General features: G+C 63.8%; 12 protein-coding genes, 1 tRNA gene and 2 pseudogenes. 7 read left to right on the plus strand and 8 right to left on the minus strand.

All coding sequences use genetic code 11. The features are described from left to right. Positions 1-346 precede the first annotated feature (346 nt). From JQ586_RS17430 to JQ586_RS17445, 4 genes and pseudogenes are all read left to right on the plus strand, one after another. On the plus strand, positions 347-1,093 hold the full coding sequence (locus tag JQ586_RS17430) for a hypothetical protein (RefSeq protein WP_249147709.1): 747 nt from the start codon (positions 347-349) through the stop codon (positions 1,091-1,093). A gap of 141 nt (positions 1,094-1,234) precedes the next feature. After that, positions 1,235-1,879, plus strand: a pseudogene (locus JQ586_RS17435) (magnesium chelatase domain-containing protein); the annotation flags it as partial. Between the two features lie 41 nt (positions 1,880-1,920). Continuing rightward, complete coding sequence (locus tag JQ586_RS17440; protein WP_212395834.1) at positions 1,921-3,588, plus strand: recombinase family protein; 1,668 nt, start codon at positions 1,921-1,923, stop codon at positions 3,586-3,588. Further along, a complete protein-coding gene (locus JQ586_RS17445; protein WP_212395835.1) occupies positions 3,585-4,586 on the plus strand; it encodes a ParB/RepB/Spo0J family partition protein in 1,002 nt (333 codons plus the stop codon). The genes JQ586_RS17440 and JQ586_RS17445 overlap by 4 nt, the downstream gene beginning before the upstream one ends. A gap of 533 nt (positions 4,587-5,119) precedes the next feature. On the opposite strand, the gene JQ586_RS17450 is transcribed toward JQ586_RS17445, so the two are convergent. Continuing rightward, positions 5,120-5,196, minus strand: a tRNA-Ser gene (locus JQ586_RS17450). A gap of 109 nt (positions 5,197-5,305) precedes the next feature. Beyond that, positions 5,306-6,313 carry a hypothetical protein gene (locus JQ586_RS17455; protein ID WP_212395836.1) on the minus strand — a complete coding sequence of 336 codons (1,008 nt, stop codon included), beginning with the start codon at positions 6,311-6,313 and terminating at the stop codon, positions 5,306-5,308. 147 nt (positions 6,314-6,460) lie between these two features. Between JQ586_RS17455 and JQ586_RS17460 the strand changes: the two are divergent. The 3 genes and pseudogenes from JQ586_RS17460 to JQ586_RS17470 form a co-directional block, all read left to right on the plus strand. Then, a pseudogene (locus JQ586_RS17460) lies at positions 6,461-7,363 on the plus strand (YifB family Mg chelatase-like AAA ATPase); the annotation flags it as partial. A 117-nt stretch (positions 7,364-7,480) separates the two neighbouring features. After that, complete coding sequence (locus tag JQ586_RS17465) at positions 7,481-7,948, plus strand: hypothetical protein (RefSeq protein WP_212395838.1); 468 nt, start codon at positions 7,481-7,483, stop codon at positions 7,946-7,948. Between the two features lie 120 nt (positions 7,949-8,068). Beyond that, a complete protein-coding gene (locus JQ586_RS17470; RefSeq protein ID WP_212395839.1) occupies positions 8,069-10,318 on the plus strand; it encodes an ATP-binding protein in 2,250 nt (749 codons plus the stop codon). Between the two features lie 50 nt (positions 10,319-10,368). Here the strand turns inward: JQ586_RS17470 and coaA are convergent, their stop codons facing one another. The 6 genes from coaA to JQ586_RS17500 form a co-directional block, all read right to left on the minus strand. Then, positions 10,369-11,325: a type I pantothenate kinase gene (coaA, locus tag JQ586_RS17475; protein WP_212395840.1), complete on the minus strand. Its 957-nt coding sequence runs from the start codon at positions 11,323-11,325 to the stop codon at positions 10,369-10,371. Positions 11,326-11,340: 15 nt separating this feature from the next. Further along, positions 11,341-11,664, minus strand: a complete 324-nt coding sequence (locus JQ586_RS17480; protein WP_212395841.1) for a phosphoribosyl-ATP diphosphatase — start codon at positions 11,662-11,664, stop codon at positions 11,341-11,343. An 82-nt stretch (positions 11,665-11,746) separates the two neighbouring features. Next, positions 11,747-12,523, minus strand: a complete 777-nt coding sequence (hisF, locus tag JQ586_RS17485) for an imidazole glycerol phosphate synthase subunit HisF (protein WP_212395842.1) — start codon at positions 12,521-12,523, stop codon at positions 11,747-11,749. 9 nt (positions 12,524-12,532) lie between these two features. Further along, a complete protein-coding gene (gene hisA / locus JQ586_RS17490) occupies positions 12,533-13,273 on the minus strand; it encodes a 1-(5-phosphoribosyl)-5-[(5-phosphoribosylamino)methylideneamino]imidazole-4-carboxamide isomerase (protein WP_212395843.1) in 741 nt (246 codons plus the stop codon). Next, entirely contained in the window at positions 13,270-13,920 is a 651-nt protein-coding gene (gene hisH / locus JQ586_RS17495) for an imidazole glycerol phosphate synthase subunit HisH (protein WP_212395844.1), read from the minus strand. Before hisH ends, hisA begins: the two co-directional genes overlap by 4 nt. Then, positions 13,917-14,447, minus strand: a complete 531-nt coding sequence (locus JQ586_RS17500) for a DUF2628 domain-containing protein (protein WP_212395845.1) — start codon at positions 14,445-14,447, stop codon at positions 13,917-13,919. Before JQ586_RS17500 ends, hisH begins: the two co-directional genes overlap by 4 nt. Between the last annotated feature and the right edge of the window lie 11 nt (positions 14,448-14,458).

Here is a 14,458-nt window from a genome sequence, read left to right on the forward strand (position 1 = left end):
CTCCGATCGGGTGAGCAGAAGCGCCACACCGGATGTTCCCAAAAAGTTCTAATCTGGAATCGGTAATGCCTTGGAGGCATTGCCCTCGAGTCGCCGCGTCCGCTACCGTCGATTGCAGAGGATAGGGCAGCGCGGTTCAGCGGGTTTCCGACTTCCCTTTCAAAGCCGGTACAACAGGCAATATTGATTTTTCATCTTCGGGTTGCGTATGGCCGTACTTGGTGCGCTCCCTCTCGACCTTAGCTGTCGACCAATTCGCGAGAGTGATTGGGAAGGAGTGATCGATTGTCTCTGCAGGGGTTTCCCGGGACGCGGACGGCGTTACTGGGCACAGGCGCTGACCCGCTTGTCGCAACGGCCTGCCGTCGCTGATTTCCCGCGATACGGCCTTGCCCTGGAGAAATCCGGCCGGATCGTCGGCGTGGTTATGACGCTCTACTCCCTCCACGCGGGACGGGACGGCGACGAAGTCCGCTGCAATCTTTCAAGCTGGTCCGTCGATGCGGGGTTCCGTCCCTATGCCGCCAAGCTGGTCGGAGCGCTTCTCAGACAGAAGGGGGTGACCTTCACAAACATCTCACCCGCGCCCGCGACATTGAAAGCCAACGAGGCGATTGGATTTCGCCTCTTTTCCAACGGACAGTTCGCGTTCGTGCCCGCGCTCAATCCGGTGCGGCGGTCTTGCCGGGTGCTTGAAGCTCGTTGCGACCTTGCTGAAATGGCGCTGCTGTCCGAGAGCGAGAGATATACGCTCTCGGAACACTCCGCCCTGGGGTGCCTCTCGCTGATTTGCGTCTGCGATGGCGCAGTGTTTCCCTTCGTGGTCGTGGCGCGCCGGATAGGCCACGGCCTCATCCCGTGCGGCCAGATCGTCTACTGCCGCTCTCCGGCGGATCTGGGCCGGTGCGCCGGCACGATCGGGCGTTTCCTGCTGCGACGCGGCATCCTGCTTTGCCTGGTCGATGCCAAAGAGAGGATTCCAGGTCTGTTCGGCCGGCACTTCCCGAACAGGGGGCTGAGATATTTCAAGGGTCCCAAGCCGCCGCAGCTGGGGGACCTGACCTTCACCGAACTGGTGATATTCGGCCCCTGAACGAACAGCGGACATCAAACCCACGGCTTTGCAGCGGCCATTTCCGGTTGGATGGCAGATGACGCCCGATGAATGTTCCCTTAATGTTCTTGCCTTGGTGATCCGCTTCCGCTACCTTTGATTGCAGAAGATAGGGGCAGCATGGTCCAGCGGGTTTCCACCGTCGCGTTCGAGGGGATTGAGGCCCGCGCGGTCGACGTACAGGTGCAGGTTGCACCGGGCCTCCCGGCCTTTGCCATCGTCGGCCTTCCCGACAAGGCGGTGTCGGAGGCTCGGGAGCGGGTGCGCTCGGCGCTGATCGCATCCGGCCTGGCACTGCCCGCCCGACGGATCACCGTCAACCTCGCCCCCGCCGACCTGCCCAAGGAAGGTAGTCATTACGACCTCCCGATCGCGCTTGGGCTGATGGCGGCAATTGGCGCGATCCCGCCGGATGCGCTGAGAGGCTTCACCGTGCTCGGCGAACTCGGGCTCGACGGCTCGATCGCCCCGGTGGCCGGCGTGCTGCCGGCCGCGATCGGCGCCAATTCGCGCGACGAGGGGCTGATCTGCCCGGCAGCCTGCGGCTCGGAAGCGGCCTGGGCCAGCCCGGACATCCAGATCATCGCCGCGCAGTCGCTGATCCAGATCGCCAACCACTTCAAGGGCACGCAGGTGCTGTCGCGGCCACAGCCGAAGGTGCATGAACGCGGGGAGGCGTTGCCCGACCTGCGCGACATCAAGGGCCAGGAGAGTGCGAAACGCGCACTCGAGATCGCGGCCGCCGGCGGGCATCACCTGCTCATGTGATTGTCTCACTGCCCATGGTGGGCTAACAGAGACCCGCAATGAACCGCATCACCATTCCCGCAGCAGGCCAGGCGCCTCCGCCGGACACCCAGCAGCAACCCAGAGCCTACAGCTACAAACGCTTCTCTACGCCTGCACAGGCGCTGGGAGACAGCCTGCGGCGACAGACAGCCATAGCACAGGCGTGGGCTAACCGCATGGGTGTCCCGCTCGACACCGAATTGAACCTCACTGACCGGGGCGTCTCTGCGTACACAGGAGCCAACCGAGACGTTGGAAACCTCGGTGCGTTCCTCAAGGCGGTGGAGGAGGGCACTGTGCCGAAGGGCTCATGGCTGCTTGTCGAAAGCCTTGACAGGTTGAGCCGAGAGCCAGCAGCGGATGCTTCATTCGAGATGCAGAAGATCATCCGCGCGGGCATCACCGTCGTTGATCTGTCGGACAACGGCGGCCTTGGGCGCGAATACAACATGGAGACCCTACGCAGCCAAGATGGCCTGATGCACCTCATCGCAATGGTGCTCTCGTTCGCACGCGGCAACCAAGAGAGCGCAGTGAAAGGTATGCGGGTCGCCCAGAAGTATGCCGAGAAACGCCGCGTGTTCGCCAGCGAGGAGAGGCTGACCAAACCCTACACCCGGAGGCTACCCGCGTGGATACGCTGGAACACTGAGAAGAAAAGCTATGAGTTGATCGACGAGCGGGCGGAGAGGCTGCGCTGGATATTTGAGATGGCTGACGATGGCATGGGACAGCACACCATCGCGGCACAGCTCAATGAGGCCAAGGTTGACACATGGGGCGCGGGGGGATGGAAGGCCAAATTCTGGCACAAGTCATACATCCGCAAACTACTGACCAACAAAGCGGCTATCGGCGTATTTGTCCCACACACGGTGCGGAAGGTGGACGGTAAGCGCACCAAGGAACGGACACCCCAAGAGCCTATCCTGCACCGCTTCCCCGCCGCCATAGACCGCGAACTATTCGAGCGGGTGAATGCCCGCCTGAGCACCACTGGGGCCAGAGGCAAGAACACCAACGCCCCGGTGCAGTCCATATTCGCGGGGGTTCTGAAATGTCGGCATTGCGGCGGCACTGTAACTCGGGTCAACAAGGGAGAGCATGTGTACCTCGTGTGCTCAGCAGCGCACGCGAAGTCGGGAACGTGCAAGTACGAAAGCATCCCGTACCACGATGCAGAGGAGGAGATGCGCCGGATAATTCGCCTCGTCTTGGAAGAGGCTCCAAGGGGCAATGACACCGCAGAGATGGACGAGAAGATTACACAGCAGCGCGCGGCAATTGATGACGGAGAGGACAGGGTACGCGAGCTTTTGGAGATAACTATCACCGATAAGAGCAGGGCGGCGAGACAGGCGTTGAACACGTTGGATCAGGCGCTTGAGGAGGCCAAAGAGAACCTGCGGGAGATGCTGGCGCGGCGGGACACCATGACTAGCACCAACGTCAAGCTACGGCTGGCAGCAGTCGAGGAGGCGCTCACAGCGGAAACCATAGACACCGAGGAGGCCAATAAGGCGCTGCGGGGCGCGGTGCGCAAGCTGGTCATGAGGCCCGCTGAGGGAGGCCTGGAAATACACTGGCACCACGCCGATGAACCGCAGGAAACGGCGTTCATTACAAGGCGCTACGACTGGGACGCTAATCAGATTGAGAAGAACGCGGAAGAAACGGGACAATGAAGAAGCAAGCCACCAACACCAAAGCTAAGAAGGACCCGTGGGACAAAGTGAGGACCCGCCGCGTACTCAAAGAGAACGTGCAGACGCCAGCGGACAGCGGAAGGACCGCCGAACAACTACAGGCGCATATTGAGGCCAGCCGCAAGGCGGGCAATGGGGCGGCGGGCAACGCCACCAGAGGGCCCGATAGGCGCAAGGTCGCACGGGCAGACATTTGCATTGCTGAGCGGGTGTTTCAGTGGAGAGGGAGCGAAAGCGCGGATCAGTGGAGCAGGCGTGACCATATTCACACGCTCGCCAAGGCAATCGAGGAACAGGGCAAGCCACTAGCGCCCCTGTTGGTCATGCCGGTGGGGCAGAGTTTCTACGTGATTGATGGGCACCACCGCCTTGCAGCCTATGACACCGCAGGGTGGGACGGGGGGATACCTGTGGAGGTGTTTCCGGGGGACCTAGCTGCGGCGCGGCTGCTGGCACTCTCCTGTAACGTCAAAGATAAGCTGCCGATGACGAAACACGCCAAGAGCGAGGCCGCTTGGCAGATAGTGAAGGAGGACCTCGGGGGCCTTACGGCACAGGAGATAGCTGACCGGACATCCGTCTCTCTGCGACAAGTGAAGTACATGAGGGCAGCCTGGAAGGGGCTACCAAAGGCAATAGAGGCGGCAGCAGCGGCAGCGGGGGAGCAGCCAGTGGACCCCATGAAGCTGTCATGGCCCAAGGCGAGAGATATTTGGCAGGGGAAGTCGGCAGCGGCCTACACCGATGAAGAGCGGGACACTTGGAAGGAGCGGAAGGCCCAAGAGATTGTGGACCTCATCCAGAGGACCAATGTTGCTGCCGGGATCATGAAGGACATGGAGGTCACGGCGTTGGCCTTCCAAATGCTTAATGCGGAACTGCCGAGGGCATTGATGCAACACTGGGCAGGGGACTACTCGGAGGATATTGAGGAACTGGCGGCCCAAATCGCCATGCCAGACGACAGCCCATTTTAGGGGTGCAAATACAGGGAGTGCATTTTGCACCCTTCGCCAAGCGTATCGAGCGGAGGACACGAGGGGCAAGGCAGTAATATTCAGTAGCAATTACAATAAGTTACAGGCATGGTCCCGTTCCGCTCACATATAGATGCCAAATGGGCGGCGGGTCAGCTTTGGCCCCGCGTAGGCATCCCCACAATGCCCCTGTGGGCCCCTCGGGAGCCCGTGGGGCGGGTAGGCGCTAGGAGGCAGGGTCCCACGGGGGGCACCCAGCACCTTCCGAAGGGGCACCTAGGGGGGGCATTGGCACCTGGGTGCCGTGCATCCCCAATGTTTCCCGGAAGCGGGCACCGCCCTGTGAAGCCCAGCATAGGCTTTTGGCTTTAGCTCAACTTTTTGAAGCCAAGGGGTAGGGCGCGCCCGGAAATGGTACCATGTCCGGAAGGGGGCCCCAAGGTCGCGCCGCGACGAGGGCCGAGCAAAAGCGTGCCCGGGGAGCCGCATGAGACCAGATGGCTTGCGAAGCACGGTGACGCGTGTTTATGTACTGGTGGCCCGGGGGAGACTTGAACTCCCGACATGCCGTTTAGTAGACGGCTACTCTATCCTGCTGAGTTACCGGGCCGAGAGCAGCGCCGAACCGAGCTGGGCGGGGAGTAGTGCCCCCAACCACAGCCCGACCCGGATTAGACGCTGCTGTTGACCATGTGCCACATGGTGCTGGTCTCCTTTCTCTACTTGAGCATATCGATAAGCCCCGGCGTGCCACCGCCGGGGTTCTTCGTTTCGCCTGAGTTAGACGAGACGTAGAACCAGGTGCGCCCCTCACGACGAGCGAGTTTTTCCCTCGAGAGGCGGTATAAAGTCATTCCGATAGTCTTTTCGTGCAGCTTGGTTGAGAACGTGTCTTCGTAGTACTGACGGGCCTCAGCAGCTTTCAAACCCTTGTCACCCGCTGCCTTGAGCCTTTCGAGAACGGTATCTCTTACTTTTGGCGGCTCACTCTCGGAGCCTTGTGGCTCTTCAGACGGGCTCTCGGCGACCGTATCGCCGCCCTCAGTGTTGCCACCAGCGACAGCTTCTTTTGCGGCAGCTTCGGTCGCCTCTGCGCTGATGCTGGTGCTCTCGGCGCTGATGCTCTCAACACTGGCGCCGGTGCTCTCGGCGCTGCTGGCCTCGGTGTTGGCGGCCTCGGTGTTGGCGGTCTCGGTGTTGGCGGTCTCGGTGTTGGCGGTCTCGGTGTTGGCGGTCTCGGTGTGGGTGGTCTCGGTGTTGGTGGTCTCGGTGTTGGTGGTCTCGGTGTTGGCGCCGGTGGTCTCCGCGTTATCGGGAGCTTCGGCGGTCTCAGCGACTTCGGCCTGCGCATAGGGGGGCGGGGGCGGGGGTGGAGGCGGTGGTGGGGGCGGAACAGCGCCCTTTGTTTCGACCATGAAGGCCGTCCCCGAGTTAGTTTTGACTTCGTAGTCCCAAGCAATGCTACGGGCTGAAGCCTTTCCTTCAGCAATCGCCTCGGCGTAGGCAGCAGAGCCAATACGGGCCGTTACTTCTTTCCAAACCTCGTCCTTGTGGGGGTCTAGGCCGAATACGGTCATCGCCGCCTGGATGTTAGTGATCAACCTGCGCTCTTCCGCTCCACGCTTGCCGGCTTCGGCGGCGACCCGATCAGCAAAATCGCGCCGCTCGGCGGCGCCCATGAACCGCGCAATGAGAGCCTGCAAAGCGATGCTTTCGTCGATGGCCATACTAGGTTGTTCCTGTAGCGGGAACCACTACAGCACAGTTTCTTAACTTTGGCAATCTATTTCAAAGTCAATCCAGTAAAGAAATCACAAATGTGATTTAGTTATGACATCAAGGAAACTCACTCTGATTGACATTGAAAAAATGATATGCTGATGATCGGCTCACCCGGCGCCGGCAAGTCGATGCTGGCCGCGCGGCTGCCCTCGATCCTGCCGCCGCTGTCGCCGTCGGAACTGCTCGAGGTCTCGATGATCGCCTCCGTTGCCGGCGAGATCCGCGACGGCGCGCTCACTGCGCGGCGCCCGTTCCGCAGCCCCCATCATTCCGCCAGCATGGCCGCGCTGACCGGCGGCGGCATGCGCGCCAAGCCGGGCGAGATCTCGCTGGCGCACCAGGGCGTTCTGTTCCTCGACGAATTGCCGGAGTTCGATCCGCGCGTGCTGGACTCGCTGCGACAGCCGCTGGAGAACGGCGAGGTCGCGGTGTCGCGCGCCAACCACCGCGTCACCTATCCTGCGCGCTTCATGCTGGTCGCGGCGATGAATCCGTGCCGGTGCGGTCGCGCCTATGAGCCCGGCTATTCCTGCAAGCGCGCGCCGGTCGACCGCTGCACCGCCGACTACCAGATGCGGATCTCGGGTCCGTTGATGGACCGCATCGACCTGCGGATCGAGGTGCCTGCGGTCACCGCAGCCGACTTAATCCTGCCGCCGCCGTCGGAAGGCTCGGCCGAAGCGGCCGCCCGGGTCGCGGCGGCGCGCGACATCCAGCTCGCGCGCTATGCCGCCGCCGGCATGCCGCAGGTCCGCACCAATGCGGAAGCCCCGAGCGCACTGCTCGAAACCATCGCGCAGCCCGACAGCCACGGCCAGAAACTGCTGCGCGAGGCCGCCGAAAACATGCACCTCACCGCGCGCGGCTATCACCGCGTCCTGCGGGTGGCGCGGACGCTCGCCGATCTCGACGGCGCCGACAAGATCGGCCGGCTGCATCTCGCCGAGGCGCTGTCCTATCGTGCATTGGCCGATGATCTCAGGCGCGCCGCCTGATTTCCCTGCCTCGGGTCGGTCGTCAGCCACGTCAACGTGACGGTAACCACTCTCATTTACGCTCCGCAAACCATAAGCACCGCGGTCGGCGGGGCTTTGGTGGAAGCGAGTTGCGTCATGTTGCGTTTCAAGGTCCTGGCCTCGGTGATCCCGCTCGCCGTCGCCGCAGTGTTTGCCCACGCCGAGATCCTGCCTGGTCCACGGCCCTGCATCGAGGTTGGCGGCGCGGCGATGCAGATCGCCTCGATCCCGTGGCTGGCGCAGCTCCATGTCAGCTTCACCGACGACCCCGCTCTTGCCACCGTCCGGGTGCAGATCGCCGACCGCGCTGATACCGCCGACTTCGCCGTGATCGACGACACCGACGACGTTGAGTCCGGCGCATGCGAGAGCAACGCGGTTCCGCAGTTGATCGCGATCTTGCGCAGTCCATCGACGTCTGATCCGGTCATCTATCTGTCCCATGACGGTCCGTTCGACTACCGCGTCTTCGTGCAGTCGAGTACATTCTCGGCACGCGATGCCGCGGCCCTCATCGTCAGTGCCCATGGTGGCCATCGCCGCCTCGACGCAGCCTCCCTTTAACCCGATTAACCGGTCGTTAACCCTGTTCTCAGGGCAGCGCCAAATGGCCGTCTGCCTCAAGCACTTTGCAAGGTGGGCGACGCATCGTCGACCGACCAGGCTATCTCAGGGTTACTGTCGATGGGGCGTTTCTTCAGGATCAAGTTGCGCTTTCTCCGGTTCCTGCGGCGCCATCGCTGGATCACGCTGATCGTCCGCTCCTTCACGATCTTCTCCGCCGCGTTCGGCGGCGCGTTTGGATTCATATCGGGCATCCTGTCGCAGCGGAAAGACTACGATCCGAATACGTTCGCGATCGGGGTCAGCTTCCTGTTCGCGCTCGCCTGCCTCTGGATCGTGACGCTCGGCATTCGCCTTCGGCTGCTGCGCCGGAAGCTGCGCACGATCGCCACGCACAATGAAGCGATGGCCGACCGCAACTGGGAACTGCAGGAGGCGGAACAGCGCGTCCGCAATTTGTTTGAGGCGCAGGGCGACCTGATCGTGCTGCGCGACGCCGAGGGCCACATCACCTACGCGAACGACGCGTATTGCGAGCTCGCGCAGATCCCGCGCGACGACCTGATCGGCAGCAAGAGCGTGCTGAAGGTGCTCGAGCAGGGCGACACCGCACTCGAATCCAACGGCACGCGCGTGCATGACCAGAAGATCGAGGGTGCGCTCGGGCCGCGCTGGATCGCCTGGCGCGAGGGTCTCGTGCGCAACGACGCCGGCGGGCCGGCGGAAATGCAGGGTGTCGGCCGCGACGTCACCGACCGGACCGAAAGCGAGCGCGCGCTGAGCGAAGCGCGCGACCAGGCCGATGCCGCCAATCGTGCCAAGTCGCGGTTCCTCGCGATGGCGAGCCACGAGATCCGCACGCCGCTGAACGGCATCATCGGCATGAGCGGGCTGTTGATGGATACGCAGCTGACACCGGAGCAGGCGACCTACGTGAAGGCGGTCAAGAGCTCAGGCGACGCGCTGCTGGCGCTGATCGAGGAGTTGCTCGACTATTCCAAGATCGAGGCCGGCAAGATCGACCTCGAACATCGCGCCTTCGCATTGTCAGGCCTGATCGAGGAGATCACCGAGTTGCTGGCGCCACGCGCGCAGGCCAAGGGCATCGAGATCGCCGCCTATGTCGACGAGCAGCTGCCGCCGCAGGTGATCGGCGATGCCGCTCGACTGCGGCAGGTGCTGCTCAACCTCGCCGGCAACGCCATCAAATTCACTGCGACCGGCGGCGTGGCGCTGATCGTCGAGCCGGGCATCTGGCCGAACGAGATCAGCTTGCTGGTTCGCGACACCGGCATCGGCATCGCGCCCGAGGCGCAGCAGCGCATTTTCCGCGAGTTCGAGCAGGCCGACGAACGCATCGCGCGCAGCTATGGCGGCACCGGCCTCGGCCTGTCCATCAGCGATCGCATCGTCAAGCGGATGGGCGGGCGGATCGCGCTCGCAAGCACGCCTGGCGCGGGCTCGACTTTTGAGGTCTCGATTCCGCTTGCCGCCGCCGACACCGGCGAAAGTGCCGGCTTCGCCGCGCCCGACCTCTCCGGCCGGTCGATCATGCTGGTCGCGCCGCAGGGCATCGAAACCTCGCTGATCTCGCGGCGGCTGCAGCGCTGGGGCGCGCAGACCTGCATGGTACCGGATCCCGGCGTGGCCGAGGCGCTGCTGCCGGAGCGGACATGGCACGCGGTGCTGATCGACCATGGGCTCGGCACCACGGTGATGGAGGCACTGGCCAATGCCGCACGCACCCATGCGACCCATCGGATCGTGATGTTCACGCCGGCGACCCGTCAGGAGCTGCTGGCGTCCTCGGCTGCGACCTTCACCGGATATCTGGTCAAGCCGCTGCGCGCGGCCTCGCTTGCCGCGCGGCTGACCGCTTCGCCCGACATCGCGGCGCCGAGCCTTGCGATCGATGCACTGACCGAGCCTGCACCCGCGACCGCTCCCGCTGCGGCGGTGGACAAGGGGCTTTCGATCCTGGTCGCCGAAGACAATGAGATCAACGCGCTCCTGATGCGCTCGCTGCTCTCCAGGCTCGGCCACCAGGCGGTCATCACCACCAACGGCGAACAGGCGATGGAATCCTGGCTGTCCGCGACATCAGCCGGTACGCCCTATGATCTCGTCCTGATGGACATCCAGATGCCGCGCCTCAACGGCATCGAAACCACCAAGCAGATCCGCGCGCTCGAGGCCGGCCAATCCGGCCGCCGCACACCGATCCTGGCGCTGACCGCCAACACGCTGGTTGAGGATCGCTATGCCTGCTTCGAAGCCGGCATGGATGGCTTCCTGATCAAGCCGCTCGATCGCGAAAAGCTCGAAGAGGCACTCGCAGGTCTAGCCGCGTCACGGCATATCGCGGCTTAGCTGCAGCCGATCCCGTCGTCATCGGCAATGACGACCGAGGCGGCGTGCCGCTACAACCGTCGAAGCGCGACGGATTCCACCACGTGGTCCGCGCCCTTCTTCAGGATCAAGGTCGCTCGCGGACGGGTCGGCAGGATGTTGTCCTCGAGATTGGCGAGGTTGGTGCGCTCCCAGATCGCGATCGCGGTCGCAGTTGCTTCCTCGTCCGACAGCGGCGCGTAGCGGTGGAAATAGGACCTGGGATCGGTGAACGCGGTGTCGCGCAGCGTCAGGAAACGCTTGATGTACCATTGCCGCAACGCCGATTCGTCGGCGTCGATATAGACGGAGAAATCGAAGAAGTCCGAGACGAACGGCACCGCCTTGCCGTCACGGGGCAGTCGTCCGGCTTGCAGCACATTGACGCCCTCGACGATCAGGATGTCGGGCTGATCGATCTCGACATACTGGTTCGGCACGATGTTGTAGGTCAGATGCGAATAGACCGGCGCGCGCACGTGGCGGCGCCCTGCCTTGATGTCGCTGAGGAACGCCAGCAGCGTCGGCAGATCGTAGCTCTCGGGAAAGCCCTTCTTCTGCATGATGCCCTGCCGCTCGAGCACCGCATTCGGAAACAGGAAGCCGTCCGTCGTGATCAGGTCGACCTTCGGCCGCGGCGACCAGCGAGCCAGCATCGCCTGCAGCACGCGCGCGGTGGTCGATTTGCCGACCGCCACCGAACCTGCGACGCCGACGATGTAGGGCATCTTGCGGTCGCGGATGCCGAGGAACTGGCGCTGTGAATAGTAAAGCCGCTGCGTCGCATCGACATAGATCGAGAGCAACCGCGACAGCGGAAGATAGATGTCCTCGACCTCCTGCAGGTCGAGGCGGTCATGCATCGAACGCAGGCGGTCGAACTCGCCTGGCTCGAGCGTCATCGGCGTGTCGTCGCGCAAATGCGACCACTGCTGACGCGTGAAGACGCGATAGGGGTTGTATTGCTGTTCAGGTGCCCGGATGTCCATGAGGCCGCCCCTTGCTCAGTCGCGCTTGCGCGACGCCTTCTCTTCCAGTCCGGACATCGACGTGCGCTTCTCTAGCGCCGCCTCGACATCCTCCAGCTTCACGCCACGCGATTTCAAAAGAACCAGGAGATGGAATACGAGGTCGGCGCTCTCGGCAACGAGATGATCGCGATCATTCCCGATCGCGGCGATCACGGTCTCGACCGCCTCCTCGCCGAGCTTCCTGGCGCAGTGCTCCGCGCCCTTGTCGAGCAGCTTGCGGGTGTAGGACGCCTCGCCGCCCGTCGCAGCGCGGGCATCGATGGTGGCGGCCAGATCGTGGACCGTGAAACGCGACATCAACTCAACTCACGCATGAGCGCCGGCACCGTGCCGGCGCCATCCCCAACGTGGGATTTTAGCATTTCCGTCACAAGGAGTCCTAGGGATCGAGGCGCATCGGCAGCCCGGCGCGTACCATGTGATCCTTGGCCTGGCGGATGGTGAACTCCCCGAAGTGGAAGATCGAGGCGGCCAGCACGCCGGTGGCGTGGCCTTCGCGAACGCCCTCGACCAGATGATCGAGGTTGCCGACCCCGCCGGACGCGATCACCGGTACGGGAACACTGTCGGCGATCGCGCGGGTGAGCGGCAGGTCAAACCCCTGCCGGGTGCCGTCGCGGTCCATCGAGGTCAGCAGGATCTCGCCTGCGCCGAGCGCAACCACCTCCTGGGCGTATTCGATGGCGTCGATCCCGGTGGCATTACGTCCACCATGAGTGAAGATCTCCCACCGGTCCGAGCCGCCGGCGCGCTTGACCCGCTTGGCGTCGATCGCGACCACGATGCATTGCTCGCCGAACTTCTCCGCCGCTTCCTTCACGAACTCCCGGCGGCTGACCGCCGCCGAATTGATCGAGACCTTGTCGGCGCCGGACCGCAGCAGGGTCTTGATGTCCTCGACCGTGCGGACGCCCCCGCCGACCGTCAGCGGCATGAAGCAGGCCTCCGCCGTCCGGCGCACCACATCCAGGATAATGCCGCGGTTCTCATGGGTGGCGGTAATGTCCAGGAAAGTGAGTTCGTCGGCGCCGGCGGCGTCATAGGCGATCGCAGCCTCGACCGGATCGCCGGCATCGCGCAGGTCGACGAAATTGACGCCCTTCACCACGCGCCCGTCCTTCACGTCGAGACAGGGGATCACGCGAACCTTGAACATATTCCTCTCCTAGGCCGCGGTTCGAGCGTTCTTGATCAGGGCCAGCGCGGCTGCCGGATCGAGGCGGCCGTCATAGAGCGCGCGGCCCACGATTGCGCCGGCCAGCTTCCTGGCACGCGGCTCCAGCAGCGCCTTGACGTCGTCGATCGAGGCAAAGCCACCGGAGGCGATCACCGGGATCGAGATGCGCTCGGCGAGCCCTATCGTCGCATCGAGGTTGAGACCCTTGAGCAGGCCGTCGCGCGCGATGTCGGTGAAGATGATCGCGGCGACTCCGGCGTCCTCGAAGCGCTGCGCGATCTCGAGTGCCGTGACATGCGACGTCTCCGCCCAGCCTTCGACCGCGACCTTGCCGTCGCGCGCATCGAGACCGACGGCAACCCGGCCGGGGAATTTCTTCGCTGCGCCCTTCACGAGCTCCGGATCGCGCACCGCGGCGGTGCCGATGATCACGCGCGTGATGCCCTTGTCGAGCCACGCCTCAATGGTCTGGAGATCGCGGATGCCGCCGCCAAGCTGCACCGGCATGGTGACGGCCTTCAGCATTGCCTCGACCGCATGCGCGTTCATCGGCTTGCCGGCAAAGGCGCCGTCGAGATCGACGACATGGAGATATTCGAAGCCCTGCGCAGCGAAGGCCCGCGCCTGCGCCGCCGGATCGAGATTGAAAACGGTGGCGCGCGCCATGTCGCCCTGCTCCAGGCGCACGCACTGGCCGTTCTTCAGGTCAACCGCGGGAAAGAGGATCACGGCTTCCACTTCAAGAAATTCGAGATCAAAGCGAGGCCGAAGCGCTGGCTTTTCTCGGGGTGAAACTGGGTGCCAACAGCGGTGTCCTTGGCCACGATCGCGGTGACTGGACCGCCATAGTCGGCGCGTGCCAGCACGTCCGCCTCATTGGCGGCGTTGAGGTGATAGGAGTGCACGAAATAGGCATGACGCCCCTTCGGCCCGAGCGGCAGCCGCTCCACCACCGGGTGCTCGCGGACGAGGTCGAGCGTGTTCCAGCCCATGTGCGGGACCTTGAGGCCTTCATCGCGCGGCTCGATCTTCACGACATCGCCCGTGATCCAGTCAAAACCCGCGGTCGTGACGTGCTCCTTGCCGCGCGTCGCCATCAGCTGCATGCCGACGCAGATGCCGAAGAACGGCCGCGCCTTGACACGCACCGCTTCGGTGAGCGCCTCCAGCATGCCGTCGACCGCGTCGACACCACGACGGCAGTCGGCAAAGGCGCCGACGCCGGGCAGCACGATGCGGTCGGCGCGATACACCGCATCGGGATCACGGGTCACCTTGATGGCTTGCGGATCCTCCATGCTGCGGGCGGCGCGCTCGAAGGCTTTCGCCGCGGAATGCAGATTGCCGGAGCCGTAATCGATGATTGCAACAGTCATCGCGATCCTCCTGGCTCTGGAAACAATCCGATAATGCCGCCCTGCGGCAGCGGCGGTGCTTTCGAGAACGGCTGGCCGGGAATGGTCCGGGTCGGCGGCGGTGCGCCGCGGTCGACCGACCTCTGATCGTTGACGAGGCCGCGATGCCCCGCCGTCCAGCGCTCGAAGAAGCGGCGCTCGGCGGCCTCCTCGCAGTCCGCCACCACGATGTCGAGCTGGCGCCATTTGCGCCGCGACAGCGTCCAGCGCCGCAGGCTCGCCGCCTCCAACCCCATCAGCAGTGCCAGCACCAGGTCGACAAAAAAGATCGCACCGCGCCCGACGCCGAGCCAGGCAAGAGCGAAATCGATCGCAAAGGTCAGGACGATCCAGCCGAACAGCGCCAGCCACAGCCGATGCCAGGCAAGCCAGATCACGCTCGCGACCGCGGCCCAGAAATGGAAGCCGTCGCGCACGAAGGCGAACTTGTCGGTCGCCGCAAGATCGGCACCGTTCCCCGTCGGGGCATGCACTGTGTAGACCGGCATCCGGAACTCCG

Source organism: Bradyrhizobium jicamae (assembly GCF_018130215.1).
Taxonomy (GTDB): Bacteria; Pseudomonadota; Alphaproteobacteria; order Rhizobiales; family Xanthobacteraceae; genus Bradyrhizobium; species Bradyrhizobium jicamae_A.